24 protein-coding genes are annotated in these 26,632 nt (G+C 37.9%); 5 read left to right on the top strand and 19 right to left on the bottom strand.

The features are described 5' to 3' along the window. Positions 1 to 12 precede the first annotated feature (12 nt). The 11 genes from BN1354_RS07750 to BN1354_RS07700 form a co-directional block, all read right to left on the bottom strand. Positions 13 to 1,164: an OmpA family protein gene (locus tag BN1354_RS07750; protein ID WP_045088992.1), complete on the bottom strand. Its 1,152-nt coding sequence runs from the start codon at positions 1,162 to 1,164 to the stop codon at positions 13 to 15. Positions 1,165 to 1,485: 321 nt separating this feature from the next. Then, positions 1,486 to 2,346: a sigma-70 family RNA polymerase sigma factor gene (locus BN1354_RS07745; RefSeq protein ID WP_045088993.1), complete on the bottom strand. Its 861-nt coding sequence runs from the start codon at positions 2,344 to 2,346 to the stop codon at positions 1,486 to 1,488. Between the two features lie 214 nt (positions 2,347 to 2,560). Then, the gene (locus BN1354_RS07740; RefSeq protein WP_053826761.1) at positions 2,561 to 4,075 is read right to left on the bottom strand and encodes a Do family serine endopeptidase; all 1,515 of its coding nucleotides are present in this window, start codon (positions 4,073 to 4,075) and stop codon (positions 2,561 to 2,563) included. Positions 4,076 to 4,213: 138 nt separating this feature from the next. Then, the gene (locus BN1354_RS07735) at positions 4,214 to 5,410 is read right to left on the bottom strand and encodes a glycosyltransferase (RefSeq protein ID WP_053826760.1); all 1,197 of its coding nucleotides are present in this window, start codon (positions 5,408 to 5,410) and stop codon (positions 4,214 to 4,216) included. Between the two features lie 38 nt (positions 5,411 to 5,448). Then, positions 5,449 to 6,606: a diaminopimelate decarboxylase gene (lysA, locus tag BN1354_RS07730; RefSeq protein WP_053826759.1), complete on the bottom strand. Its 1,158-nt coding sequence runs from the start codon at positions 6,604 to 6,606 to the stop codon at positions 5,449 to 5,451. A 99-nt stretch (positions 6,607 to 6,705) separates the two neighbouring features. Next, positions 6,706 to 6,912 carry a helix-turn-helix domain-containing protein gene (locus BN1354_RS07725; protein ID WP_053826758.1) on the bottom strand — a complete coding sequence of 69 codons (207 nt, stop codon included), beginning with the start codon at positions 6,910 to 6,912 and terminating at the stop codon, positions 6,706 to 6,708. A 3-nt stretch (positions 6,913 to 6,915) separates the two neighbouring features. Beyond that, positions 6,916 to 7,395: a DUF2975 domain-containing protein gene (locus BN1354_RS07720; RefSeq protein ID WP_045088997.1), complete on the bottom strand. Its 480-nt coding sequence runs from the start codon at positions 7,393 to 7,395 to the stop codon at positions 6,916 to 6,918. Positions 7,396 to 7,516: 121 nt separating this feature from the next. Then, positions 7,517 to 8,452 (bottom strand): tRNA (adenosine(37)-N6)-dimethylallyltransferase MiaA, encoded by a 936-nt coding sequence (miaA, locus tag BN1354_RS07715; RefSeq protein ID WP_053826757.1) that lies wholly within the window; start codon positions 8,450 to 8,452, stop codon positions 7,517 to 7,519. Position 8,453: 1 nt separating this feature from the next. Next, on the bottom strand, positions 8,454 to 9,254 hold the full coding sequence (locus BN1354_RS07710; protein ID WP_045088999.1) for a TPM domain-containing protein: 801 nt from the start codon (positions 9,252 to 9,254) through the stop codon (positions 8,454 to 8,456). Next, on the bottom strand, positions 9,232 to 9,657 hold the full coding sequence (locus tag BN1354_RS07705; RefSeq protein WP_045089000.1) for a TPM domain-containing protein: 426 nt from the start codon (positions 9,655 to 9,657) through the stop codon (positions 9,232 to 9,234). The genes BN1354_RS07710 and BN1354_RS07705 overlap by 23 nt, the downstream gene beginning before the upstream one ends. Positions 9,658 to 9,660: 3 nt before the next feature. After that, positions 9,661 to 10,242: a LemA family protein gene (locus BN1354_RS07700; RefSeq protein ID WP_045089001.1), complete on the bottom strand. Its 582-nt coding sequence runs from the start codon at positions 10,240 to 10,242 to the stop codon at positions 9,661 to 9,663. Positions 10,243 to 10,411: 169 nt separating this feature from the next. On the opposite strand from BN1354_RS07700, the gene BN1354_RS07695 reads away from it, so the two are divergent. Beyond that, entirely contained in the window at positions 10,412 to 11,923 is a 1,512-nt protein-coding gene (locus BN1354_RS07695; protein WP_052673070.1) for a DUF3078 domain-containing protein, read from the top strand. Positions 11,924 to 11,990: 67 nt separating this feature from the next. Here BN1354_RS07695 and fmt read toward each other — a convergent pair whose 3' ends face one another. From fmt to recR, 6 genes are read right to left on the bottom strand one after another with little or no spacing between them, the layout of a single operon-like run. Then, positions 11,991 to 12,980 (bottom strand): methionyl-tRNA formyltransferase, encoded by a 990-nt coding sequence (gene fmt, locus BN1354_RS07690; RefSeq protein ID WP_053826756.1) that lies wholly within the window; start codon positions 12,978 to 12,980, stop codon positions 11,991 to 11,993. Positions 12,981 to 13,008: 28 nt separating this feature from the next. Then, the gene (locus BN1354_RS07685) at positions 13,009 to 14,805 is read right to left on the bottom strand and encodes a chloride channel protein (RefSeq protein ID WP_053826755.1); all 1,797 of its coding nucleotides are present in this window, start codon (positions 14,803 to 14,805) and stop codon (positions 13,009 to 13,011) included. 35 nt (positions 14,806 to 14,840) lie between these two features. After that, entirely contained in the window at positions 14,841 to 15,404 is a 564-nt protein-coding gene (locus tag BN1354_RS07680) for an L-threonylcarbamoyladenylate synthase (RefSeq protein WP_053826754.1), read from the bottom strand. A gap of 6 nt (positions 15,405 to 15,410) precedes the next feature. Then, on the bottom strand, positions 15,411 to 15,947 hold the full coding sequence (locus BN1354_RS07675) for a GNAT family N-acetyltransferase (protein WP_045089004.1): 537 nt from the start codon (positions 15,945 to 15,947) through the stop codon (positions 15,411 to 15,413). Further along, the gene (locus tag BN1354_RS07670; protein ID WP_053826753.1) at positions 15,931 to 16,449 is read right to left on the bottom strand and encodes a hypothetical protein; all 519 of its coding nucleotides are present in this window, start codon (positions 16,447 to 16,449) and stop codon (positions 15,931 to 15,933) included. The genes BN1354_RS07675 and BN1354_RS07670 overlap by 17 nt, the downstream gene beginning before the upstream one ends. Continuing rightward, the gene (gene recR, locus BN1354_RS07665) at positions 16,446 to 17,078 is read right to left on the bottom strand and encodes a recombination mediator RecR (RefSeq protein ID WP_045089006.1); all 633 of its coding nucleotides are present in this window, start codon (positions 17,076 to 17,078) and stop codon (positions 16,446 to 16,448) included. The genes BN1354_RS07670 and recR overlap by 4 nt, the downstream gene beginning before the upstream one ends. Positions 17,079 to 17,316: 238 nt before the next feature. Here recR and BN1354_RS07660 point away from each other — a divergent pair, with 238 nt between their 5' ends. The 4 genes from BN1354_RS07660 (at position 17,317) to BN1354_RS07645 (ending at position 22,219) form a co-directional block, all read left to right on the top strand. Continuing rightward, complete coding sequence (locus BN1354_RS07660) at positions 17,317 to 18,243, top strand: NAD(P)-dependent oxidoreductase (RefSeq protein WP_045089007.1); 927 nt, start codon at positions 17,317 to 17,319, stop codon at positions 18,241 to 18,243. Positions 18,244 to 18,339: 96 nt separating this feature from the next. After that, the gene (gene serC / locus BN1354_RS07655; RefSeq protein ID WP_045089008.1) at positions 18,340 to 19,419 is read left to right on the top strand and encodes a 3-phosphoserine/phosphohydroxythreonine transaminase; all 1,080 of its coding nucleotides are present in this window, start codon (positions 18,340 to 18,342) and stop codon (positions 19,417 to 19,419) included. 314 nt (positions 19,420 to 19,733) lie between these two features. Continuing rightward, entirely contained in the window at positions 19,734 to 20,096 is a 363-nt protein-coding gene (locus tag BN1354_RS07650; protein WP_045089009.1) for a BlaI/MecI/CopY family transcriptional regulator, read from the top strand. A 29-nt stretch (positions 20,097 to 20,125) separates the two neighbouring features. Beyond that, entirely contained in the window at positions 20,126 to 22,219 is a 2,094-nt protein-coding gene (locus BN1354_RS07645; RefSeq protein ID WP_053826752.1) for a M56 family metallopeptidase, read from the top strand. Between the two features lie 95 nt (positions 22,220 to 22,314). On the opposite strand, the gene BN1354_RS07640 is transcribed toward BN1354_RS07645, so the two are convergent. Both BN1354_RS07640 and BN1354_RS07635 read right to left on the bottom strand, forming a co-directional pair. After that, complete coding sequence (locus BN1354_RS07640) at positions 22,315 to 24,612, bottom strand: transglycosylase domain-containing protein (protein ID WP_045090778.1); 2,298 nt, start codon at positions 24,610 to 24,612, stop codon at positions 22,315 to 22,317. Positions 24,613 to 24,903: 291 nt separating this feature from the next. Continuing rightward, positions 24,904 to 26,628, bottom strand: a complete 1,725-nt coding sequence (locus BN1354_RS07635; protein ID WP_045089010.1) for a hypothetical protein — start codon at positions 26,626 to 26,628, stop codon at positions 24,904 to 24,906. Positions 26,629 to 26,632: the final 4 nt, after the last annotated feature.

The following is a 26,632-nucleotide window of genomic DNA, read 5'->3' as shown; positions in this document are numbered from 1 at the left end:
TAATCTTGTTGATTAGTCAACGAAGAAAATTGCTACACGGTTCCAGTCGTTTTCTGCATATGGCTGTTCAGTGTCACCTTTCCAGTCAATTGAGATACGATCGCTGTCAATTCCGTACTCGTTGATAAGTGCATCAGCAACGGCTCTTGCACGTTTTTCAGAAAGTGCGAAGTTGTATGCAGGTGTACCAGTCTGTTTGTCAGCATAAGCAACGATGTTTACTTTTGCATCTGGGTTAGCCTTCATGTATTCAGCAGTGTTGTATACACTTACTTGCTGACCTCTGTCAATTTTTGCAGAGTTAATACGGAAGAATACTACGTTAGGTACATAAACTGCTTCATTAACAACTGGCTGTACTTCTGGACATTCTGGGCAAGATTCTGGTCTCTGTCTCAGCTGTTCGTTTTCAGCACGAAGTCTGTTAATCTGGCTGTTCAGGTCGTTGATCAGGTTGTAATCCATAAGTTCAGCTGGTGTGAAATCCTGTTTGCCACCTAAACCAAATTTGATACCTGCAGTTCCTGTGAACATGCTGTCATATTCATAATCACCACTTACTGGTGAACCATCAAATGATTCTTGTAAAACTCTCCAGCCTAATTCAACAAAAATACCTACGCTTTTTGAAACCTGGAAGTTGTTGATTAAACCAACATTGTAAGTAAGTGTTTGATTCTGACCTTTGAAAAGATCACCATCAGGGTTTGGTTTTTTCCAATCTTCATCAAGTCCATACATGTAACCAATACCTAAATAAGGAATCAGACTGTATACTCTGTCAGGATTGTAAGAACCCCAAGCGTTAATAATATTGTACATCAAGTCAACGTGTCCGCCTAGCCAGTTTTGTTCTGCTGGGATACCTGCTGCTACGTGAGCAATGTTACCACCATCAACTACTAAACGAGCTCCCCAGTTTGGAGAATTCCAACGACCAACCTCAAGTTGACCCATCCAGCCTAAACGGTCTCCGAAACTTGCATCAGCGTCATTTTCACCCTGAGTCATATAAATGTTGGTTCCGCCACCTAGACCGATGTACCAATTGTCACTTGCTTTGTTTTTCAGATACACGGTACCTTGAGAAACGTTTTGTACTTCTTGTGCACTTATGCTAAACGCAACAAGAGCAGTAAATAAAAGTAAACTAAACTTTTTCATAAATTTTCAATTCTAATTAAACATTTTTTATTACAATAACTCGATATTTTTTTGTCATGGTGCTTCTGTACTTCAATGCAGAACCACTTTATAAAGTATTATTTATAACACTCCCGTTATAAAAAAGTTCGGAAAAATTAATGAAAACTAATATAGTTCCATAATTAAACCTTAATAGCCATGCATTTAACTTAACATTAAAACTATTAAACGCAAATATAAAACTTAATTTTCACATTTATCCCTTTTTGTGTAAAAAATCTTCAAAAAACAGAGATAATGGGTGATTTTTCTACATTTATTTCTTTAAGTAAAGATTTATCAACCCAGGTAGCTTTTCAGCAATTTGCTCCTTGAGTCTTGTCTTAGCCTGCGAATAGCTTTTTCTTTTATTTGTCTAACACGCTCACGGGTTAGTTGGAATTTATCACCAATTTCTTCAAGTGTCATTTCCTGGCATCCAATGCCAAAAAACATCTTAATGATATCACTCTCTCTTTCGGTTAGTGTAGATAGAGCTCTGTCAATCTCTTTTTGAAGTGATTCATTTATGAGTGTCCTGTCGGCTACCGGTGCATCATCATTTACGAGTACATCTAACAAACTGTTATCTTCACCTTCTACAAATGGTGCATCCATTGAGATATGTCTACCTGATACCTTTAATGAGTCGGTTACCTTATCCACAGGTATATCCAGAACAGCAGAAAGCTCCTCAGCGGAAGGACGGCGTTCGTTTTCCTGTTCAAATTTTTGAAAAGCTTTGCTGATTTTATTAAGTGAACCAACCTGATTTAAAGGTAGTCTCACAATACGTGATTGTTCAGCAAGTGCTTGTAGAATCGACTGACGAATCCACCATACTGCATAACTGATAAATTTAAAACCTCTGGTTTCATCAAACTTCTCAGCAGCTTTTATCAACCCAAGGTTGCCTTCGTTAATCAAGTCAGGTAAACTCAACCCCTGATTCTGGTACTGTTTTGCTACTGAAACCACAAATCTGAGGTTAGCTCTGGTTAGTTTTTCCAATGCCTGGCGGTCACCCTTTTTAATAGCTTGCGCCAACTCCACTTCTTCTTCCACAGTGATCAGGTCTTCGCGACCTATTTCCTGCAAATATTTATCTAAAGAAGCACTCTCACGATTAGTGATCGATTTTGTAATTTTTAATTGTCTCATCTATATCTTATCCTTCTGAATATTTTCTTATTAAAACACTTTGGGGGGTGCAAAAATACAAAATATTTTTATCATCCCACAAGTAATGAATGCAATAGTATAAAAACTAAAGCAAAGGAAGCCGAATCAATCCCGATTTCCTTTGCATAGAAACATTTATAGATCTGATTTTGTTACTTAAAAAGCCTGAATTAACTTTGCTTAACTTAATGATTTATTGTCCGGACAGATCGATAGCAATGTATTGTGTTCTACCATTGGGATAAAAGCCTGCGATCAATAGTACTTTATCCTGTCTGTTTTGAGTAGAAGCAACTATAGATTTTATATCATTTTCCGTGTTTACAGGAGTATTGTTTATCCTCATAATGATAAATCCTTTGTTAATACCCTCTTTTCTGAATAAACCGCTGGGTTCAACAGTTGCAACTTCAATACCACTTGAGATTCCAAGTTTTGCTTTTCTTTCGCTGGAAATTTGACTGAATGTTGCTCCAAGCTGACTCAGGGCATCTGTACTGCGTGTAATTTCAGTATTGCCTTCATCATTCTTGAGTTCAATGTTGAACTTATGTTCCCTGTTATTTCTTTTTGCTGTAACAGTTATTTTGTCACCTGGTCTGTATCTGTTCAGCTGATTCTGCAGTTCTCCAAAATTACGGATAGGTACATTGTTTATTTCAGTAATTATATCTCCTTTCTCTATTCCAGCAGCTTTAGCTGCACTTCTGTCAGAGAAATCTTCAACTAAAACTCCTGATATTTGTGATAATTCTCTAGCCCTTTCAGGATCATCACGTCTGATATTCTCAATGTTAGGTACCTGAATTCCGAGGTATGCACGTTGTACTGCTCCATATTCCTTTAAGTCTGCAGCAACCTTGCCTGCAATTGAAATTGGTACTGCAAAAGCATATCCGGTGAAATTACCTGTCTGAGAGAATATAGCAGTGTTTATACCAACTAATTCTCCTCTTGTATTTACTAGTGCTCCACCACTGTTCCCGGGGTTTACAGCAGCGTCAACCTGGATGAACGACTGAATACCTCCATTCATCACATTGCTTCTGTTTTTGGCACTTACTATACCGGCTGTTACTGTTGATGTAAGATTAAATGGGTTCCCTACTGCAAGTACCCATTCTCCAACCTGTAGCTCGTCTGAATTTCCAAACGTCAGGTATGGGAAATCATCGCCTTCTATCTTAATAAGAGCGATGTCGCTCTGTGGATCCGTTCCAATAACCTTAGCTATGAACTCTCTGTTATCATTAAGTGATACAGAAACCTCATTTGCGTTTTCTACTACGTGGTTATTTGTGATTATATATCCATCACTTGAGATGATAACACCTGAACCAAAACCAACTCTTTCGCGAGGCTGAGAGGGCATGCGATCACCAAATCCAAAGAAAAAATCGAATGGATTGATGTATTGCTGCTGACTAACAGTCTTGGTTTTTACGTGTACAACACCGTCAACTGATCTTTTTGCTGCTTCTGTAAAATCAGGGTATCCATCTGAAGTTGTAAGATTGGTAAGGACAACATTTTTGTTCTGATCAAAAGTTGCTGAGTAAGCTCCAATCTCTTCAGAAGTTACTGTATTGCCTGAAGTGTTAGCAACACTATTTCTGTTTATTACATTATATCCAAGTAAAGTAACTACAGAACTTACAACTGCTATCAGTACAATGAAAAGTACATTTTTTGTTTTATTTGTATTCATATCCTAGTTAATTAATACTTATAACTCTATTACACCAAATATAACGCAAATAATATACAATTTTATTTTTACAGGACTAGCTTTTAACACTTTTAACTGAATAAAAATCGGATTAACCCGTTTTAACCTTAAAAGTAACTATTTATACCACTTCTTTACTGACAAAATGGCGCGATTTCGACTATTGGCATATTTTGTAAAACGTTGATTACTTATTGGTTGCAGTAGGTCAAATATAAGCAGCCGGATGTTAAATTTGCCTGAACCAAATTGCTTACTGTTTTTATTGATTACAGATATTCTGATAAAGAGGAGTAGTAAAAAAAGCAGAATAGCCGAACCAAGCAAAATATAGTTAGTAGTATAGACAGACAATAATATTGATGATATAAATAAAAGGGCAAATGAGTATTTTGAGAAATTTTCAAACCCAAAAAACAGGTGAGAAAACCCCTTGTAAAGCTGTTTTGTATAGAGATGCTTTGATTTAAATGATCTCCAGGTTGAGAAGTTCTCCACGCTGTCTGTCTCGGTTATACTCTTAGTGGAAACTACAACATCTGTATTTCTTTTATTTGCTATACGGTTTATAAAGAGATCATCCTCTCCACCATCAATTCCCAAAATAGATGAAAAGCCTTTGTTGGAGAAAAACAGCTCTTTTTTATATGCCATGTTTCTTCCTGTTCCCATAAATGGTTTGCGTGAAATGGCCCTTGATAAAAATTTAATCTGGTGAATCAGATTGTCATACCTTATAAAGCTGCCCCGCATAATTTTCTTAGGTAAAAGCAGATTGCTATAACCAAGTATAATATCCTTACCTCGTGTAAATTGCTTGCCAAACTCCCTTATCCATTCCGAAGAACAAGGTCTGCAGTATGATTCAGTAAAAAGAAGATAATCATACTTTGCAGCTTTTATACCCACAGTCAATGCCAGTTTCTTTTCATTAATCTCATCAGCTTCAGGAGGTATGAATGTGTGATAAAGCCGAGGATATTTAAGTGAAGCAGCCTTTAAAACAGTATCTGTTTCATCTGTTGACCCACAATTAACAACTATCACTTCAAAGTTGGGATAATCCTGCTCTAATATAAATGGAAGATTCTTCTCTAACTGTACTGAATCGTTTTTCGAACTTATTATTACTGAAATTCCGGGCAGATTGCTGTCATCAACAGATATCTCTTCTCTTTTCATCTCATATTTGTACGGCTTTCTATATACAGTGAGATTATAACACAAAAGTGTTAAAAAGAAAAAAAGAAGAAAAGCCCCCATAATCCATTCGTATATAGAGAATTGGGCAATATAAGAAAAAATAAATTCCATTTTATATCAATTTTCTAAGCAAATATGAACAGATAAGATTATAATGTGTCTGAAAAATATGAAGCCGGCAGATCCCTGCAATTATACCTGGATACCATTGTTTCTCCATAAGCACCCGCAGATCTTATTGCAATCAGATCACCTCTTTTAGAACGGTTTAGCATAATTTGTTCGGCAAACATATCACTTGACTCACAAATTGGTCCTACAACATCATACGGGGTGTATTCTTCATCTGAACTGATATTTTCTATATGGTGAAAAGCTTGGTAGAGAGCCGGTCGGATCAGGTCAGTCATACCTGCATCAATGATAAGAAAATTCTTTTTTATTCCCTCTTTAATGAAGACAGCGCGACTAATCAGCGATCCGCAGGGGGCAACTACCGACCTTCCCAACTCAAAATGCAGGGTCTGATTTTCCCACAAATCAAGATATTTTTCAAAAAGTCTGAAATATGATTCAAAGTCAGCCATTGGAAAATGATTAGGGTGCTGGTAATTTATACCCAGTCCTCCACCAACATTCAAAACAGGCAGGTCAATTCCTTCCTGTTTAAACCAGTTACGAATACTTTTTACCTTAACACATAAATCCTCAAATGATGTGAGATCAGTGATTTGTGAACCTATATGAAAATGTATTCCTATAAGTTTAATATTTGGTGATGATTTTACAGTCTGGATGGTATTGGGAAGATCCTGCTCATTAATGCCAAACTTATTCTCGTAAAGTCCTGTGGTAATATATTTATGTGTTCTGGCATCTACATTAGGATTTATTCTCAAAGCCACGGATGCAATCTTTCCCTTTTTTTCTGCAAGTTTGTTTATTACTTCAATTTCAGGAATTGACTCTACGTTAAAACAGAAGATGTTGTTGTCCAGACCAATATTTATCTCTTTATCTGTTTTTCCAACTCCTGCAAAAGCAATTTTTGAAGGATCAAATCCACACTCTATTGCTCTGAGTATTTCATTTCCACTTACGCAGTCGGCTCCAAATCCAAATGATGCAATCTCCTTCAGTATTATTGGATTAAAATTTGCTTTTAATGCATAGTGTACATGAAATGGTTTATTTTCAGTTTCTTTTGTTATTGCTATCAATGTTTTGCGAAGCAACTCCATATCATAATAGTAGAACGGAGTTTCAAGTTGTTCGAACTTATCGTTTGGGAATTTTCCTTTTATCATTTATAATCGGTTTATGTAGTTTAGGGAATGGACCGATCACAAAAATACAAAAAATGTATTCAAATTTCACAGAACATTAAAAATTGAGTGATTGATATTTTAATCATTTGTATATTCCAGGATATCACCCGGCTGACACTCCAAAGCTTTGCAGATTGCTTCCAGTGTACTAAAACGAATTGCTTTAGCCTTTCCTGTCTTCAGTATAGAAAGGTTGGATAACGTTAAACCAACTCTTTCAGATAGTTCATTAAGAGAGATTTTTCTCTTTGCCATCATCACGTCTAAGTTTACAATTATTGGCATAGCTTAGATAGTTAATTCATTTTCAGATTTTATATCGATAGCATTTTGTAGAAGTTTCTCAAATATTGCAGCTGCAGTTGCCACGACTACAGAAACAATTGCGGCCACAAAGCATAGTACTATAAAGCCTGCAGGGTCATCCTCTTCAGGATGAAATATTTTTATATATAGTCCACCACCAACAATCAGTATACTTATTGCTATTGCACAATATTTTATACTTCTTAAAGCCTTTACCGCATTTATAGAGAATATACTGTTTTCTCCTATATAACCAAGTAGTTTGAAGGCTTTGTATAATGCAACAAAGTAAATTATTGATGATGCATAAACATACAAAATGAGTGGATCAATATAAACATGAAGCAGGTCTAAATTTTCTGCCCGCCCTTCAACTAAAGGAAACCATATCAGAGCAGTTATTGAAAGGAGAGCGATAATTACAATTACAGCCTGAAGGAAAAAAGTTGATTTCTTTTTCATGATTATTCTTTTTTATCATTTTACCATTATCTTAGAGAACTAAAGTAATATGACACAAAAATAATATATATTTATTGATAAACAACAAATATATATCTTAATTCAAAAAAAATATTGCATTTTATTTTTCTTGTTGAGTTGGAATATACTCAATCAATTTTAGGGATTCTTCAAGCTTTTTCTCAATTGGGAGAGTTACATCTATCCAGTTTATTGTGAATCCTCTTCGTTCCATTCCTCTAAACCAGGTCATCTGCCGTTTCGCAAACTGGTGAATTGCAATCTCAAGACCTCTATACATCTCATCATAGCTTATCTCACCTGTTACATATAGTGTAACAAATTTATATTCTAGTCCATAATATATCAGATCTTCTGCAGAGACTCCAGAATTAAGAATACCCTCCACCTCTTTAATCATTCCCTCCTCTAATCTCGCCTTTAATCTTTTTGAAATCTTTTCCCTACGAAGTTCTCTCTCAATATTCAATCCTAGAATTATACTTTCAAGTGGTGGGAACTCAAGTTTGGAGAGATCCTGTTTCGATTGAAAATCAGCAATCTCAATAGCACGTATTGCACGCTTTTTTGTATCTGTATCTGTGGTATTATGCAGAGAACGATAACTTTTAAGAATCTCGGTCAGTTCTTCAAGCGACCGATGTTGAAGCGACTCTCTAAGCTCAGGATTTGCAGGTACATCAGGAAGGTTATATCCTTTTAGAACTGATTCGATGTATAGTCCGGTTCCACCGCATAGAATAGGTGTTTTGCCCCTTGACAATATATCTTCGTACACTTTATGGAAATCGTGCTGATAATCGAATAGTGTATATTTATCGCCTGGTTCACGTATATCTATAAGATGATAGGGTATTGTAACATCATTGATAATGTATTCCGATAGATCCTTACCTGTACCAATATCCATTTTTCTGTAGATCTGACGAGAGTCGGCACTGATTATCTCACCATTAAGCCTATACGCAAGCTGCACGGCAAAAGCAGTTTTACCACTGGCAGTTGGTCCAAGGATCGTTATAAGTTTGCTTTTCATTTTACCAGCTTCCACCTGCTCCTCCACCGCCAAAACGACCTCCTCCTCCGCCACCGAAGCCTCCTCCAAAACCTCCGCCTCCGAATCCGCCAAATCCATCGCCAAATCCACCACGGCGACGTCCTGACATTGGAGGAAAAAAGATAGGAGGAAAGTTTGTCGTGTGGTGACCACCGCCACCAATATTCTGATCACCTCCACCGGTTATGATAACAAGTATCACAATTATTCCGGCAATAATTATAATAACTGCAACCCAGGGAAATTCTTCTGCTTCGCTCTCTTCCGCAACATATTCACCCGAAAGTCTTTCAATCATCACATCAACAGCAGCATTTACACCACCAAAATAGTCATCTACGATAAAGTAGGGGATCATAACGTCCCTTACAATCCTGCCTGCATAGGCATCATTAATTCTGGCTTCCAGACCATAGCCGGTTGCAATAAAGGCCTGACCTCTGCTATTTCCTATTTTGGGTTTAATTAGAATTACTGCTCCATTATCTTTGCTTTTCTGTCCTATTTCCCATTTTTCACCTAGTCGGAATGAGAAGTCTGAGGCAGCATAACCACCAAGATCAGACACAGTAATTACATATATTTGTGTGGAAGTAGAATCATTATAGGCAAGCAGCTTCTGCTCCAGCGCCTGCGATTCAGCACCTGAGAATATATTGGCGAAGTCATTCACCAAACGGTAGGGAACCATAGGGTCCGGAATGTCCTGGGCCGTAACCTCAATAGAGAGTAGTAAAAGTGTAAAAATAAGAAGAAATTTATTCTTCAATAATAACCTCATTGTCAAGTTCGTTTATGTCGTTCTCCAATAACGGGAAACATGATCTTAAAACTTCTCCTACCTTGCCAACGCCTTTACAGACACCTTCCGTAATAAGCTCCTTTTTAAAATAGGAAAGCATCAAGTCGAGAGTTTCCTGCCAGAAATCAGAATCATCAATCATAGCATTAATGCCTTCATCTGCATAAATAGCAGCTTTGTGATCTGATGGTGAAAGGTAGATAAGAACACCATTTCTCAACTCAGTTGCATCCATTTTAAGCTGATGAAATACTTTATGTGCAGTCTCCAGAGGAGATCCCTTACAATGCCTGGCAATGTAAACACGTATCTCGGCAGAGGTGTCGCTTTCTGCTAATCTTATCGATTCAGAAATCTTATCTAACTCTTCTTTCTTTAGCATACTCTAAAATTGTACTTGCGGAGCTGTCTGTGCATCAGGTTGTGCCTCAAAATATGCTTTGGAGTCAAACTTAAACCACTTGGCATATATAACCTGAGGGAATTTTCTGATATATGAATTATAGTCCTGCGCAAGTTGATTAAACCTGTTGCGTTCTACCGATATTCTGTTTTCAGTTCCGGCAAGTTCATCCTGAAGTGCAAGAAAATTCTGGTTTGCTTTCAGTTCAGGATAGTTTTCCTGAATTAGCAATAACCTTCCCAATGCCTGGCTCAGTTCGTTTTGTGCCTGCTGATACTCCTGCAGACTTTCTGCTGTCAGATTTTCAGGATTTATAGTTGTCTGAGTTGCTTTTGCCCTTGCCTCTGTCACCTGAGTGAATGTTTCCTGCTCATGCTCTGCATAACCTTTCACAGTGTTCACCAGATTAGGAATAAGATCAGCCCTTCGCTGATATGCATTTTGAACATTACCCCATTGTGCAGTCACTGCTTCCTGCTTTTCAACCATTCTGTTATAGCCTGAACAGCTCGTGAGTGTGATTGCACTTATAACAATTAATAAAAGGTAGGATATTTTCTTCATAACTTTAATGAATTAGTTTATCTAATTATTTTATACAAATATATCATTTTTTTGGTGAATTATATATCACATTGTACTCTTCACTCCTTAAATATATATTTTTTATATATCTTTGTAATTAGATGGGGCTCTGAGAGCCGACGCAAGTCTTAACCAAATTTTCCCAATTATGAAACAACTGTTTTTATCTCTGATTATATCTGTTTTTTCATTGTCTGTCACAGCAGCTGATCTATCTCAGGTAAATGATAGTCTGGATTTATTTGAAGATATTACCGATATCAGCCGTTTAATTCAAAATCGTACCACCCATGGTGAGATTATTGTTAATGACACAATTTTACCAAAGGAACGAGTTACAGATTATGTTATACCTGCTCAAGTGATTCAGCCTGTACTGCCTGTTTCCAGAAATCCTCTCGACTCAATCTACGTCAGGAATGAGAGAGGTATTCTGCAGTTACCGGAAAACTATTATAATCCTGATGCATTGAGAGGTTTAACTTTCAGAGATACTCTTTTTTATAACCCGTTGTTCCTTCCAATGATTTTTAATGGCAGGATGTTACCACGTGATATATCTTTCTATAATCCTGATAAAGATTATGAACCGGGAAAACTCATTGACAAAGATAAAACTTTTGAACCAAGGCTGGAGAGATCCGATTTTATTCAAAAGATAAGACGTAACTATTACACCGACCATCCAGACAGAGTTAAGTATTCGATTTTAAATTTTGAATCTCTTCCGCAAGTGGCAACTGATGATGAGATTGTAAGAGAGACTTTTAATCCGTTCCGCGAACTTCTGAGATCTGAAACAGCATACTCTCTGGAGGCTCCTGGAGTGGAATTAACTACAATAAATAGAAAATACTGGGTTCGTTCCGGCGAGCACTCTTTTCAATTCGCACAGAACTATTTCTCTGATAACTGGCACAAGGGTGGTACAAATAACCTTAACTTCAATAGCTATCATGTGTTAAGGGCTAACTATAAAAAAGATAAGGTTAGGTTCAACAATACACTTGAATGGAGACTGTCAGTATTTAATGCTCCTGATGACTCTCTGAGAGAGTATAGAATTGGTAATGACCTTATTCGCTATTATGGTGATTTTGGACTTGATGCTTTTGCAAAAGGATGGTCCTACTCAATGAATATGGAGGCTAAATCGCAATTGTTTAATTCATATCCTACAAATTCAAATCAACTGCGTTCAGCGTTATTGTCTCCTCTATATGTAAATGCTGGTGTCGGTTTGAAATTTAACCTTGACAAAAAATCAGAAAAGGTACGTGGTCGTCGTGTTCGCTGGGATCTGGCATTAGCTCCTATTTCACTTAATTTTAAATATGTATCAAATGATTCGGTAGATGTTGTACGCTTTGGTATACCAGAAAATAAAAAATACAATCTAGATATGGGTACCACGGTAACATCAATACTCAAATATGATATAACTAGATATATTACCTGGGATTCGCGTCTGACATACTTTACAAGCTACGATAAGGTTGAGGCGGAATTTGAGAACAGTTTGAATATGGCTTTGAGTAATGCATTCTCTACAAGAATTTATTTAAATGTGAGGTTTGATGATGGTGTTCCGCCACATCCCGATTTAAAATATCTGCAATACAACCAAACACTTAGTTTTGGACTTAACTATAAGTGGTAATTATACTACAACTGTTTATAAAAAAAGATCCCTTATTTAATTTTATAAGGGATCTTTTTTGTTCAGACTATTGGAAACTGTCTTTATTATCCAGCTTATATCCATTCAGGAAATCCACACTTTTCATTCGCTTCTTTCCTGAAAGCTGCAGATCTGTTATCCGGAGCAGTCCGTCACCTGTTGCTACATCAATATAGGTTTTATTATCGGTTATAATTGTTCCGGGAGTTAATGAATTAATCCTATAATCTTCTGTGAGTGCAATCTTTTCGCTTGCAAACAGCTTTATACGAAGAGTTTCATCTGAATCATGGCGCTGTAACTCGGTCCAAGCAGCAGGATAGGGCGACAAGCCCCTTATGAAATTAAATATTTCAGCACTTTTCCTGTTCCAGTCTATTTTGCAGGTCTCAGTAAATATCTTTGGAGCCGGTTTAAGTACTGTTTCACTGCCGACAAGCTCTTCCTGAGGAATTGCCTTAGCATTATCTTCAAGAATTGCATCAATCGTCTTTTTCACAAGTGATGCACCCATAACCATCAGTCTGTCATGCAACGTTTCTGCGTTATCGGACTCACTTATCTCTGTTTTCTCACGGAATATTATCTCTCCTGTATCAATTTCATGGGATAGGAAAAATGTGGTTACTCCTGTCTCCTTTTCTCCATTTATTATTGCCCAGTTGATGGGTGCTGCACCCCTGTATTGAGGGAGTAAAGAGGAGTGAAGATTAAATGTTCCTTTCTCAGGCATACTCCACACAACTTCAGGAAGCATCCTGAAAGCCACCACAACCTGAACATCAGCTTTTAATTTTCTAAGCTCACTCAAAAACTCTTCATCCTTAAGCTTCTCAGGCTGTAACAGATGCAGACCTTTTTCCAATGCATACTGCTTCACAGGTGATGGTTGTAATTTATAACCTCTACCTGCCGGCTTGTCGGGCATTGTAATCACACCCACTACATTATAACCATTCTCAACCAATGTTTTCAGTGATTCAACCGCAAATTCCGGTGTACCCATGAAAACTATCCTTAAATCTTCTTTTTTCATCTTACTAACTTACATTTCACCTTAATTACTATTCATCACCTTCAGAATAATTTTCCACTAACACCTCGCGGTATGAGTTGAAAACTGATGATTGCGAAAGCAATCCCTGATACACCCCTTTGTCATCAACAACAGGCAAGTTCCAAGCTTTTGTCTTTTCAAACTGATCCATCACCTCCTCCATACTGTTGCTGATATTTATTATGGCGGGAGATCCAACCATAAATTTATTCACCATAAACCGATCATAGAGCTCAGACCTGAACATTATATTGCGAATATCATTCATTAGTACCAAGCCCAGCAGTTTGTTTTCTTTGTCAACAACAGGGAATATATTTCTATTTGAGTTAGAAATAACCTTAACCATATCACCCAGCGTCATATCAGGTGTAACAGTTGGTATATTCTTTTCAAGAAGGTTCTCTACCTTCAGGAATGTGAGTACAGCTTTATCTTTATGATGTGTGATAAGTTCCCCTCTTTTTGCAAGCCTTATAGCATATATACTGTGCTTCTCAAAAATAAGAATTGTACCGTAGGAAACAAGGGATACAATCATTAGAGGCAGGAAAAGGTCATATCCCCCGGTGAGCTCAATTATAAGAAACATTCCAGTCAACGGTGCATGCATAACCCCCGCCATTAGCCCCGACATCCCCATAAGCGCAAAATTCTCCTGGGGTAAGTATGTTGCAACTCCAATATGATTTAATGTATATGAGAATATGAAACCTGCAATACAGCCAAGGAACAGCGTAGGAGCAAATACACCGCCTGTACCTCCACCACCGTTTGTGGCACTTGTGGCAAAAACTTTAAATAGTACTACCAACGCAAGGAATATGATTGCCGACCATGGACTTTTCCAGTTGTAGAAATAGCTCTCATTGGTTAATCTATGAAATGAGTCACCTCCTTCAAGCAATGTTTCTATTGTATGATACCCTTCACCAAAAAGTGGGGGGAAAAAGAATATTAATAGACTTAATGTAACTCCTCCCAGCAGGAATCGCCTCCATGGCGAAAGTTTATGGAATATATTCTCGCACCAGCTCATCATGCGGATAACATAGAGTGATATTAGTCCACACAGTATACCAAGTAGTACAACATAAGGAATGCGGTCGAGAGTAAACTGTTCAAGCAGTGTAAAGGCAAACATGGCATCCATTCCTGTTAGCATATATGATACCACGGTTGCGGTTACTGCTGTAACAAGCAGAGGCATGATTGATGACATGGTAAGGTCTAAAAGCAGCACCTCTATCACAAAAAGAATGCCTGCAACAGGAGCTTTAAATATGCCTGCAATGGCTCCTGCAGCGCCACACCCAACAAGAATCATCAAACTGTGCTGCTCCAGTCTGAAAAACCTTCCAATGTTAGATCCGATGGCCGAACCGGTAAGCACAATTGGTGCCTCGGCTCCAACTGATCCTCCTAAACCAATAGTTATGGAACTTGCCACAAGTGATGAGTGCATGTTATGTGGCTTTATTCTGCTCTTGCGTTGTGATATAGCAAACAGGATTTTTGTAACGCCGTGACTGATATCGTCTTTCACTATATATCTCACGTAGAGTCCTGCAATCAGAATTCCAACTATCGGGAACAGAAGGTATGAGTAGTTGTGGCTTACCTGACTGAAATTCTCCGTTAGGAATACCTGTATAAACTCTATGCTAAGCTTAAGCAGATATGCTGCAAATGCAGTAAGTATTCCAACAATGAAACATACAAACAGCAAAAAATGGCGCTCTTTTATATGCTCATCGCGCCAGAGGAGAAATTTATTATGTATTTCTTTAAATTGTATCGGCATAAACAGTCTCACAATAGCAAAGATAATAAATAATGTTATTTTCTAATAACCTGAATTGTCCCATTCCTACCCAGCTTAATTATACTGGATGGCTTAACTTCACTATTATCTTTTCTGCGATAGTTTACCACATAGTCAACTCCATTCTTGATTTCAGCTGATATTTTTGAAAATTTAGTAGGGGATACCTCTCCGCTTATATTTGCTGATGTGGAGACGATAGGTTTTCTGAACTGTTTGCACAGCTCTCTTGAAAACAGTTCGTCGGTTATTCTTATCCCTATTGATCCATCAGGAGCTATAAGGTTTGCTGCAAGATTTTTTGCTCCATCATAAATGATTGTGAGTGGCTTGTCGGTCAAATCTATCATATCCCAGGCAATTTCCGGCACATCCTGAACGTAGGTTTGCAATTTTGCAGGATTGTCCAGCAGTACAAGCATAGATTTACTGTCGTCACGCTGCTTCAGATCATAGATATGTTTAACAGCCTCTTCGTTGGTAGCGTCACATCCTATACCCCATATTGTATCAGTTGGATATAGTATGATTCCTCCCGACTTTAAAACCTCAATTGCTTTTTTTATATCTTCCTGCATCTTTGTTTAAATTAGTGAACCGTTTATTCTTTGCATTATTAATGCATTCTCATATATGCTTCCGCTTGAAAGCCACTCTTTCAGTATCCCGGCCTCAGAATATCCCGCTTTGCTGAAAAGTCTTATACTGCCTCTGTTATTCTCAGGAATAATGGCATAGAGCTGTTTTATCTTCAGAAAATTAAACGAGTACTCCTCAAGAATATGTAATGCCTGCAATCCATATCCCTGTTCACGAAACTTCTCGTCTATAAGAATACCAACTCCTGCTCTCTTGTGAAAGGGATCAAAGTCATACAGATCAATTGTTCCAGCAACCTCATTTGACTCTTTTATAACTATCATCAGACGTAACTGTTTATCTGCATAAAGATCTTGTTTTGAGTCAATAAGATACTGTTTCAAAGCAAAACGTGAGTATGGAGCAATAGATGCGCCGTACTCCCATAGAGATGTGTCATTCTCCCACCTGTATAAATGATCCAGGTCTTCGGGCTCAGGAGCTCGTAAACGGATAACATTGTTTTCAAGTATTTTCTTCATCTGCTTCGTTTGCTTTATTTATTTCCTGAATCTCATTCCTCAAAGGTTTTTTCTGCTCACCTTTTTCGGTCAATCCTGTCAGTTCCGGATAGGAGGGTCTGCAGAAATAGTAAATAATAAAAAGTATTATAGTAAACCAGAAGAAGTTCATATTTCCTGAAATAGCATAAAGGGCTATATTCATTAATGTAACTGCATTAATTATCAGCAGACGAATTACTGATGCTCTTTTGTATCTTTTTATTACAGTTGCATTGTCGGAATCAGGTGATGTTTTTTTCAATATCTCTGCAAAGAGTTTTAGTGCAGCAGGAATAGCCAGTATTGTAATTACAATTGCATATCTCTCTAATGTTACACTTACTTCTGCTCCTTCTACTTTAATTGTAAGTACTTTAGAAATAAGAAGCAGGAAGAGTGGAACAACCGCTGCTATGCTAAACCAGTAATACAATTTTAAGCTGCTGATTGTTTCGTCGAAAATGTTTTTAGATTCACTCATTTAGATAATTGATTAAAAGATTCGTCAAACGGTGTCCTGTTTAAAATTGAGCGTCCCAGAGTAACCTCATCTGCATATTCAATTTCATCTCCAATTGATACTCCACGGGCAATAATGCTCACTTTTATATTGTAAGGCTGCAGTTTACGATAGATGTAGAAGTTGGTTGTATCTCCCTCCATTGTGGCGCTGAGGGCTAAAATAACCTCTTTAATTTCACCCGACTTAACTCTCTCTTCCAGACTTGCTATCTCAAGATCGGAGGGACCAATTCCATCAATTGGAGAAATTATTCCTCCAAGTACATGATATAGTCCCCTGAACTGATCAGTTTTTTCTATAGCCATAACCTCCTTCACATTTTCAACAACGCAAATGAGTGAGTTGCTTCTGGATTTATCGGAACAGATTTCACATATATCTATATCTGAAATGTTGTGGCAAATTGCGCAGTATTTTATCTCCTGTCTGAGTTTAAGGATAGTATCTGCAAAAGTAACCACCTTTTCTTCATCCTGTCTTAGCAGATGAAGTACAAGCCGCAGTGCAGACTTTTTCCCGATACCGGGCAATTTCGCAAATTCATTTACTGCATTTTCTAGTAAGGTGGAAGGGTAATGACTGTTCATAGAGTTATCTTTGGTGCATTATCACAAAGATAATATGAATCGATTTCCTGAACAAATATCTTTTATTTTTGGAACATTTGTGAACTTTGTCTTGTTTTTTTCTTCTAATTTCGTTTTTTGTAACGTTTAAGTTTGTAAATTTGTAACCATTAATATTTTTTATTATAGGAGAATTGTCTAAAAATCTACCAATCATATCAAGGTGTGATTCCAATTTATTTAATAAGTGAAACAAAATATGAAAGTACTTTTGGCAACAAGTAAACCTTTTGCTTTACAGGCAGTGCAGGGAATTCAAAATGTAGTTGAAACTGCTGGTCTTGAATTTGAAAAAATAGAAAACTATACAGAGAAATCGCAATTACTTGATGCCGTTAAAGATGCAGACGCTTTAATTGTTAGAAGTGACAAAATAGATGGTGAAGTAATGGATGCTGCTAAGCAACTGAAGCTTATTATCAGAGCCGGAGCAGGTTATGATAATGTTGATCTGGATGCTGCAACCAGTCGCAATATTTGTGTAATGAATACTCCGGGACAAAATGCCAATGCTGTTGCAGAACTGGTATTTGGAATGATGATATATATGCAGCGAAACAAATTCGACGGATCTGTTGGTCGTGAGTTGATAAACAGACGACTCGGACTGTACGCTTTTGGTAACGTTGCTAAAAAAGTTGCACGTATTGCACGTGGGTTTAATATGGCTGTTTACGCATATTCACCTGCTCTGACACATGATGACCTCAGGAAAGAGGGAGAGTATGGAGTAATTACTGCGTATAGCAATAGAGAGCTTTTTGAAAACAGTGATATAGTATCTCTTCACATGCCTTTGCTGGAAGATACCAGAAACTGTATCGACTATAAACTTCTGGCTTATATGCCAAAAGATGGTTTGCTGATCAATACAGCTCGTAAAGAGCATATTGTTGAGGATGATTTGATTCGGATAATGGAGGAACGTCCTGCTTTTCAGTACGTAACAGATATCAAACCTGATAAGCATGAAATCTTCCTGGAGAAATTCCCTAATCGTTATTTCGCAACACCAAAAAAATCAGGTGCACAAACTACAGAGGCAAACAGAAATGCAGGAATTGCAGCTGCCCATCAGGCAGTAATGTTTTTAAAGAGTGGAGATGACAAGTATAGAGTCAACTAATAAAAATCAACGGGATATCAAATAAAAGTCATCTTCCTGAATCAGCTTGAAGAGTGACAAACTGAATTCTGGATATAATTTTTAAAATAACAATCAATGGAAAAGTACAATTTTAATGCCGGACCCTGCGTGCTTCCCAGACCGGCAGTTGAGTCGGCTATTGAAGCAATCCGCAATTTTGACAACACAGGAATAGGTATTCTTGAGATTTCACATCGCACCCCGGGTTGGGAGCGAATCATGAAAGAGACAGCCGATTTGTGGAAGGAACTTCTGAATATTCCCGATAATTATCATGTTCTTTTTCTTGGTGGAGGTGCAAGTACACAGTTCTTTGATGTACCGGCCAACCTGTTAAAAAGTAAAGCAGCCTACCTGGAGACAGGCTCATGGGCAAAGAAAGCAATTAAAGAGGCTAAATTTTATGGGGAAGTTGAGGTTGTAGCTTCATCGGCTGACAAAAATTTCTCATATATTCCTAAGGGTTATTCTATCCCTGAAGATGTTGACTATTTCCATATAACAAGTAATAATACAATCTACGGAACAGAGATTCATGAAGATATAGATAGTCCTGTTACCCTGGTAGCAGATATGTCGTCAGACATCATGAGCCGTCCGGTTGATGTTTCTAAATATGGTATCATTTATGGTGGTGCACAGAAGAATGTTGGTCCTGCCGGTGTTTCATTCGTAATTGTACGTGAAGATATACTTGGAAAGACTGGTCGCCCTATTCAAACTATGGTTGATTACCGCACACATATAAGCGATTCGGAGAAAAACCGCTCAATGTTTAATACTCCTCCTGTATTCTCTATATTTGTTATGCATGAAACCCTTAAATGGCTCAAGGAGCAGGGCGGGGTAGAAGCAATCTATAAACTCAATAAAGAGAAAGCCGGAATGCTTTATGATGAAATCGACAGAAATAAACTTTTTGTTGGAACAGCTGCAAAAGAGGATCGCTCAATTATGAATGTATGTTTCGTAATGAAAGAAGAGTATAAAGATAAAGAGGCAGAATTCCTGAAATTTGCAACAGAAAGAGGTATGGTTGGAATAAAAGGACACCGTTCGGTTGGCGGTTTCCGTGCATCAATCTATAATGCCTGTCCAAAAGAAGCGGTTGAAGCTCTTATCAAATGTATGCAGGATTTTGAGGCTCAGAATTAAGAGATAGAACTAAACTTTTTAAATAATAAGGGAGTATCACCATTGTGATACTCCTTTTTTTTATTCATACTTAATATAAACTAAACATATACCTCGCCTTAACATTATACACTCTTTCATCTTTTTTATATAAGGTATATAAGAAGAAGGTAAGGCCAATGCAAGAGTTTGGTAAAATCCTTTTTAGGTCAGATTTAGGGTGTTATAATTATTTAACTATAAAAAAATACGAAAACATTTGACTATTACGAAAATATCGTACATTTGTGATGTAATAATATTGATTATTTGAAGTAGTCTAAAAATAAATGATTATGGAACGATTAACACCTCAGGAAGAAAATGTGATGTTGCATGTGTGGCAGCTTAATGAATGTGCAATTAAAGATGTTGTTGAAAGGATGGAGGAACCCCGTCAGCCATATACAACTGTTGCATCAATATTCAATAATCTTGAGAATAAAGGATATTTGACAAAAAGAAGATTCGGTAACGTAAAAGTGTATAAGCCAAAAATTACAGAATCAGCATATAAAAAACACTTTTTGTCTGATGTAGTGAAAAGTTATTTCGATAACTCATACAAAGAGCTGGTATCTTTCTTTGCGAAAGAGCAGAAGATTAGTGCTGATGATCTTCAAGAGATTGTGCGCCTAATCGAAAATAGTCAGAGGTAGAAATTTAAACACACTAAAAATCAGCGATCATGCATCCAATATTAGTATACATTTTACAGGTTAATTTTGCATTGGTGCTGTTCTATCTCCTTTTTACACTTCTGTTTAAAAGAGATACGTTTTTGAAAATCAGGAGGTTCTATTTCCTCTCGGCATTACTCTTTTCAGTTATATACCCACTTTTGGTTGTTCCCGGATTGAGTGATTTCTGGAATTTCAGATTCAGTGAGCCTCAGACGGTTGAAGCAACAGTTTTCTTTGAGGCACCAACACTAGAAGTGATGGTTGAAGAATCGGAAGCAGAAGCTGGCTCGTTAAATATCCCCTGGGAGCAGATCTTTATCACACTTTATATAGCTGTGACGATCTTCTTTATCCTAAGATTTTTATGGCAACTGATTTCAATCTTCAGGATTCGATTAAAGAGTGAAGAGACAGAGGTCTTGGGTATAAAGGTTTACGATCTTAAAGATAATATAACTCCATTTTCGTTCTTCGGGATGATCTTTATAAACTCAGAAATGCACTCAAAGGAGGAATTGGAGCAAATTATAATTCATGAGCATACACACGTAAGTGAAAAACACTCTCTCGATATAATGCTTGTGGAATCTATATTACTTTTTTCATGGTGGAATCCCGCTGTTTGGCTTCTAAAGCGAGAAATGGCAATGAACCTTGAGTACCTTGCCGATGTAGGTGTGCTTAGAGAGGGCGTTGACAGCAGGGAGTATCAATATCACCTGTTACGATTGACTTATCATGAAACTGCAGTTCAGATAGTAAATAACTTTAATGTATCACAATTAAAACAGAGAATTATGATGATGAATAAAACCAGGTCTTCTTCACTGAAGTTGGCTAAATACTTAACCATTTTGCCTATATTCTTTATTCTGATTGCTGCAAACAGCTCGTATGCCGGTGAGAAAGATCAGAGTCTTCAGGAACCCCCACCTGTAAAGAAAGAAGTAACAGAAGAAATATTTGTAGTTGTTGAGGAGCAACCTGAATATCCGGGAGGACAGGAAGCAATGATGAAATTTTTGTCAGACAGCATAGTTTATCCGGAAGAAGCAAAAGCCAAAGGCATACAGGGCAGGGTGATTTGCAATTACGTTGTAATGAAAGATGGATCTATTGACGATGTTAATGTTGTTAGGGGTGTTGATCCATTGCTGGATGCAGAAGCTGTAAGAGTTTTAAAGTCAATGCCTGCCTGGAAACCCGGCAAGCAGAGAGGGCAAGCTGTTAATGTGAGGTATACATTGCCTGTGGTATTCAGGATATCTGCTGAGGATTCCCAGAATAAATTGTTAACAACTGAAGACAGGAATAGAATGACAGATGGTGAGAAAGGTGATCAGAAAGTGATGCCGGAACCATCTGAAGTATTTGTAGTAGTTGAGCAACAACCTGAATTTCCGGGAGGACAGGAAGCAATGATGAAATTTTTGTCAGAAAGCATAGTTTATCCGGATGAAGCAAAAGCCAAAGGCATACAGGGCAGGGTAATTTGCAATTTCGTTGTAATGAAAGATGGATCTATTGACGATGTTAATGTTGTTAGAGGTGTTGATCCATTGCTGGATGCAGAAGCTGTAAGAGTTTTAAAGTCAATGCCTGCCTGGAAACCCGGCAAGCAGAGAGGACAAGCTGTTAATGTGAGGTATACATTGCCTGTGGTATTCAGACTTGATAATAAGCCTTTATCAGAAGAGAAAAAAGAGGAGCTTCAAAGAATTAAGGATAGTTTTGTAGAGGCCGAATTTCCAGGTGGAGAGAGTGCATATTTTAAATATTTAACTGAGAGCATTAAGTATCCTGTTATTGCTCAGGAAAACGGTATTCAGGGATTGGTTTTAGCAAGATATAGAATTCTTTCTAATGGAAAAGTTGAATTCATTGATATAACAAATGGAGCTGATCCTTTGCTGGGGAGGGAAGTACAGCGAATTATTGAGGGGATGCCTGACTGGACACCCAGTAGAATTGATGGCAAGGGTACCACCAGTGTTGCTACTTTAACTGTGCAATTTCGCTTGCAAGGTGATAACACAAAACCTTATGATGGTCCACCATTACCCGAAAATGCTATTGTTGTAGTTGGGTATGCTTCATGATAAAAGTTTATAAAAAAACTCCCCCACGGGGAGTTTTTCTTTCAAACAATCACTTCAAACGGGAGCTTTCAGTAATGAGTCTCCCGTTATGTTTTTTAATTGAATATATCATCAATTCCTTCGCTTTGTACAGGCTCGGTACTTTTGTAAAAGTCAGGTGAGTATCTCTCTGATCCTGCGCAGGGATTGAAATCTTCCGGGATATCAAATTTGCCATCATCAGTATAGTTCAGTTCAGGATCGGCATACACCTTCTGGTAGAAGAGACCATGCAGGGGAAGCGCCATACTGGCTCCCTGACCATATGCCATCTGATCGAAATGTATCGAGCGTTCTTCTCCTCCTACCCAGGCACCTGCAACAAGATCTGGTGTGAACGACATAAACCAACCGTCGGAGTTGTTATTGGTTGTACCAGTTTTACCACCCATAGCACCTTTTAAGTTGTATCTCCAGCGTAGACGGTTACCTGTACCTCCATCAACTACTGCTGTTAGCATATCCAGCATCTTGTAAGATGTTGATTCACTGAATATTTCCTTCATTCGGGGAACAAAAGCTGAAATCTCATTGCCGTATGAATCCTCAATACGGGTAACCAGCAGTGGTTCAACACGTATGCCTTTATTTATAAAAGACGAATAAGCTCCAACCATCTCATAAACAGACGCATCGTTTGGTCCTAATGCAAGAGAAACAACAGGATCGGCAGGCGTTTTTAGTCCAAATGACTGCAACATCCTTGCAAATGCATATGGAGAAAACTGCCCCATAAGATAAGCTGTTACCCAGTTGCTTGAACGCTGAAGTCCCCATTTAATAGTAACAGTCTCTCCACTTGTATGTCCTGGGTTTCTTGGTGTCCATGGATTGCCATTCTCATCCATAAGAGTGATTGGTTGATGAACTAAAGGTGTGCAGGGAGTTAATCCCTCTTCCATAGCCAAAGTGTAAAGATATGGTTTGATTGTAGAACCAATCTGACGTTTTCCGGTTGTTACCATATCATACTTGAAGAACTGATAATCCGGTCCTCCTACATAAGCTTTAACATGCCCTGTGTAAGGATCCATTGCCATAAAGCCGGTACGCAGATAGTTTTTGTGATAGCGTATTGAGTCCCACGGAGTCATTACAGTATCAATCTCGTGATGCTCCCATGAAAAAACCTTCATTTCAACGGGCTGTTCTTTGAAATTCTTAATGATATCAGCTTCAGACATACCTTCGTTCCTTAAAATACGGTAACGATCGGTCTGCCTCATTGCTCTAAGCATCAGGTCTTCTACCTGATCACTTACCTCACGTGAGTATGGAGCATATGACCTTCCTCTTTTTTCTCTGAAAAATTCATTCTGCAGATATCCTCCCATATGTTCGGTTACAGCATCTTCGGCATGTTTCTGCATACGGGAATCGAGCGTAGAGTATATCTTAAGTCCATCTGTATATATATTATACTTGGAACCGTCTGATTTAAAGTTTTTATTACACCATCCATAGAGAGGATCTTCAATCCATGCTAATGAGTCCTCTGTGAACTGCTGATTCTGCCAAGAAGCGTAGTTCTTTCTCTGAGGTTTCTCAGCCATCATTATCTTAGCAAGATGTTGACGATAATAGGGAGCAGAGATATCGATGTGACCTGAACGGTTGAAGTCGATCTCCAAAGGCAACTGCTTAAGTGAATCAAACTCCTGACGTGTTATATGCCCTGCTTTACGCATCTGACTAAGAACAACGTTACGTCTATCAAGAGTTATCTCGGGACGTCGTACAGGGTTGTAAAGAGATGAGTTTTTGAGCATGCCGATAATTGTTGCAGCCTCCTCAATTGAAAGTTCTCGTGGGGTTTTATTGAAGTAGGTGCGTGTGGCAGATTCAATACCCACGGCATTATAATTGAAGTCATATTTATTCAGATAGAGATTAATAATCTCATCCTTTGTGTAGTAGCGTTCGAGTTTTGCAGCAATTACCCACTCAACAGGCTTTTGGAAAACACGCTGAAGCTTGCTGGTAGCCCTGGGAGAGTAGAGCAGTTTTGCCAGCTGCTGAGTAATTGTACTACCACCTCCACTCTCTTCTCTCTGCAGAATTACTGTTTTGAATATTGCTCTACCCAGACCGATGATATCAATTCCCGAATGTGAATAGTATCGAATATCTTCAGTAGCAACCAATGCGCTGATAAGATGTGGTGATAGGTCGGAATAATCGATCATGATTCGATTGTCATCACTAAGTGAGTAGGTGAAAAGCAGCTCATTATCAGATGATATCACCTGAGATGCATATCGGTCAATAGGATTTTCAAGTTCGTCGATATTGGGCAGATAACCTATTGCTCCAACAGAGAGCAATCCAAAGAAAACTATAACAGCAGCCACCATCAGTCCAAATATACCCCAAAGAGTTTTAATTATATCACGTTTGGTTTTATTATAACCCTTTTTGTTTCCGCTGTCGGCTCCAGTTTTTTTGTTGTTTGTTGTTGTTTTTTTCTTACTCATAATTCAGTAGAGTCTCTACAGGATATTATACATGTTGCAAAGATGGCGCAAAAGTACACAAAACCAGTGACTAGAAGAAAGAAGTATTATTAAAAATAGTTTTTTAGGGAGTTTCGGCACATTATGAAACTCCCTTATATTAATCAATATTACCCTTAATTTATTCGGCTCTTAGAATTTAAAAGTGAACCCACCGGCAATATTAATTCCCTGTGCAGGGTAACCATACCAGATGTCATACCTCTGAGAGAAGAGATTATTTGCCTTCACATTCAGAGAAAACGAGTCATTTATATCATAAACAGCTCCCAGATTGAGATCGTTTATATTATCCATTTTAACATTCACCCTTTCAAAATTGTCAATCCTCTCGGAGAAAGTCCATCGGTCACTTGCCAGATAGTAGTTAAGAGTTAGCTTTAGATTGCTGATAATATCAAGTGTTGCCTTGATATCAGTTTCAAAACCGGGTTTGTTATAAGCCATTGGATCACTAACTTCTACACCATTAGATGTCATCTCAGCAGCTTCAAAGAAGTTCTTTTTTAAACGTAGTGATAAATTGAGAGGTGACCATATATTTGTTTGAATCATACCTCCTACAAAAGAGTGGGTGAGACTACCATATATGGGTTTAAGGGACTCCATAAATGGTCCGAATGCATCGTCACCAATGATGTCGCGACCATTTAAAATGAGAAAGTGCTCATCTTCTGTTTTCTTATATCCACCGAATAGGTCAAACCTGAAGCCACTCAGTTCACCAATCTTTAATCCTGCTTCTATATCCAGATGTGAAAAAGATGGGTTAACTGGTGCAAATGCAAGGAAGTACCTTGATTCATTCATCATATCCAGCAGAGTATTACTGTCAAATCCACCATGTATGGTTGCATAAACAGATGAATAATCAGTGAATCCTAACTTAAGATCTACATTAGGAACAACTCGGATTTTTGTACCTCCAGTTGATTGGAAAAGAATGTCAGCCCCAAGTTTAGCGTACCTGTTGAGTTCGCCAAAACGTATATATGGGGATGCATTTAAAAGAAAATAATTATCTCTTTCGCCATTATATAGAGCTGTCAGAAAAGAACCATCGACACCAATTTTGCTGCCTCCTCCAAAAGGTTTGTCAACTCCAATGCCGGCATGAATTTCATTTCCTTTCATCCAATCATATACAGGAGTTTCACTTCTTTTTGTATTGAAGTTGTTAAAGTCGATAAATACATTATAGTTCAACAGATCGTTTTTAGCAGATTCAAGAGCAACCATAGCATTCAGTACTCCCAGACTGTTTTTCTCGTTATCGAAGAAACGTTCATTTCCGAAAGTATTTCCATAATAGTTAAACTGTGAATTGAGGTACGAGATGTGCATATTGAGTTTGGCAGTCTCTGCATTATGGCTGTATACCAGTTTACCGATATTATCCATAAAAAAAGCATTGTTGCCGGCAGGATCTGACTCCTGTACATAATTTATATCACCGTTTGTGGAGTTATGCAGGAAAGAAAAAGCAAGGTTATGCTTAGCATTATCAACCAGCCTGTATCCCAATCCACCATTAAAGTTTGCATAATTGCCGGCATTAAAGAATAGGTAACCTCTCTTCATACTGTAGGGAATCTCAGTCATAATATCTCCTGGACGCGGAAGTGCTATTTCAAGAGGAGGAGCAATTCGTCCTGCCCAGTTGGAGTAATTGGTGTTTGCCTTTTGTACGGTTGGCTCTCGCAATGCAGGCAGAGAATTGATCTTGTCAGCATCCAGCAGAGTAGGGTTAAACTCCCTCTCAAGCTCCATCTGTCTTCTCAACAAAGAGTCCTGTGTCTGAGCAAATAGTCCGGCAGACAAGGTTAATGCAGTAATTATTATATATATCTTTCTCATATTT

Origin of the sequence: Lascolabacillus massiliensis (genome assembly GCF_001282625.1) — a bacterium.
In the GTDB taxonomy this organism is placed as follows: Bacteria; Bacteroidota; Bacteroidia; order Bacteroidales; family Dysgonomonadaceae; genus Proteiniphilum; species Proteiniphilum massiliensis.
This window is presented reverse-complemented; position numbering and strand designations above follow the sequence as displayed.

What these genes read in the sequence shown, in the direction of transcription:
- BN1354_RS07710 (WP_045088999.1), bottom strand. Translation starts at nt 9,254, where the DNA reads ATGAGGTTATTATTGAAGAATAAATTTCTTCTTATTTTTACACTTTTA.
- fmt (WP_053826756.1), bottom strand. Translation starts at nt 12,980, where the DNA reads ATGAAAAAAGAAGATTTAAGGATAGTTTTCATGGGTACACCGGAATTT.
- serC (WP_045089008.1), top strand. Translation starts at nt 18,340, where the DNA reads ATGGAAAAGTACAATTTTAATGCCGGACCCTGCGTGCTTCCCAGACCG.
- BN1354_RS07725 (WP_053826758.1), bottom strand. Translation starts at nt 6,912, where the DNA reads ATGCCAATAATTGTAAACTTAGACGTGATGATGGCAAAGAGAAAAATC.
- BN1354_RS07720 (WP_045088997.1), bottom strand. Translation starts at nt 7,395, where the DNA reads ATGAAAAAGAAATCAACTTTTTTCCTTCAGGCTGTAATTGTAATTATC.
- BN1354_RS07735 (WP_053826760.1), bottom strand. Translation starts at nt 5,410, where the DNA reads ATGGAATTTATTTTTTCTTATATTGCCCAATTCTCTATATACGAATGG.
- BN1354_RS07670 (WP_053826753.1), bottom strand. Translation starts at nt 16,449, where the DNA reads ATGAGTGAATCTAAAAACATTTTCGACGAAACAATCAGCAGCTTAAAA.
- BN1354_RS07675 (WP_045089004.1), bottom strand. Translation starts at nt 15,947, where the DNA reads ATGAAGAAAATACTTGAAAACAATGTTATCCGTTTACGAGCTCCTGAG.
- BN1354_RS07750 (WP_045088992.1), bottom strand. Translation starts at nt 1,164, where the DNA reads ATGAAAAAGTTTAGTTTACTTTTATTTACTGCTCTTGTTGCGTTTAGC.
- lysA (WP_053826759.1), bottom strand. Translation starts at nt 6,606, where the DNA reads ATGATAAAAGGAAAATTCCCAAACGATAAGTTCGAACAACTTGAAACT.
- BN1354_RS07695 (WP_052673070.1), top strand. Translation starts at nt 10,412, where the DNA reads ATGAAACAACTGTTTTTATCTCTGATTATATCTGTTTTTTCATTGTCT.
- miaA (WP_053826757.1), bottom strand. Translation starts at nt 8,452, where the DNA reads ATGAAAAGCAAACTTATAACGATCCTTGGACCAACTGCCAGTGGTAAA.
- BN1354_RS07700 (WP_045089001.1), bottom strand. Translation starts at nt 10,242, where the DNA reads ATGAAGAAAATATCCTACCTTTTATTAATTGTTATAAGTGCAATCACA.
- BN1354_RS07685 (WP_053826755.1), bottom strand. Translation starts at nt 14,805, where the DNA reads ATGCCGATACAATTTAAAGAAATACATAATAAATTTCTCCTCTGGCGC.
- BN1354_RS07705 (WP_045089000.1), bottom strand. Translation starts at nt 9,657, where the DNA reads ATGCTAAAGAAAGAAGAGTTAGATAAGATTTCTGAATCGATAAGATTA.
- BN1354_RS07635 (WP_045089010.1), bottom strand. Translation starts at nt 26,628, where the DNA reads ATGAGAAAGATATATATAATAATTACTGCATTAACCTTGTCTGCCGGA.
- BN1354_RS07680 (WP_053826754.1), bottom strand. Translation starts at nt 15,404, where the DNA reads ATGCAGGAAGATATAAAAAAAGCAATTGAGGTTTTAAAGTCGGGAGGA.
- BN1354_RS07645 (WP_053826752.1), top strand. Translation starts at nt 20,126, where the DNA reads ATGCATCCAATATTAGTATACATTTTACAGGTTAATTTTGCATTGGTG.
- BN1354_RS07640 (WP_045090778.1), bottom strand. Translation starts at nt 24,612, where the DNA reads ATGGTGGCTGCTGTTATAGTTTTCTTTGGATTGCTCTCTGTTGGAGCA.
- BN1354_RS07745 (WP_045088993.1), bottom strand. Translation starts at nt 2,346, where the DNA reads ATGAGACAATTAAAAATTACAAAATCGATCACTAATCGTGAGAGTGCT.
- BN1354_RS07660 (WP_045089007.1), top strand. Translation starts at nt 17,317, where the DNA reads ATGAAAGTACTTTTGGCAACAAGTAAACCTTTTGCTTTACAGGCAGTG.
- BN1354_RS07650 (WP_045089009.1), top strand. Translation starts at nt 19,734, where the DNA reads ATGGAACGATTAACACCTCAGGAAGAAAATGTGATGTTGCATGTGTGG.
- BN1354_RS07740 (WP_053826761.1), bottom strand. Translation starts at nt 4,075, where the DNA reads ATGAATACAAATAAAACAAAAAATGTACTTTTCATTGTACTGATAGCA.
- recR (WP_045089006.1), bottom strand. Translation starts at nt 17,078, where the DNA reads ATGAACAGTCATTACCCTTCCACCTTACTAGAAAATGCAGTAAATGAA.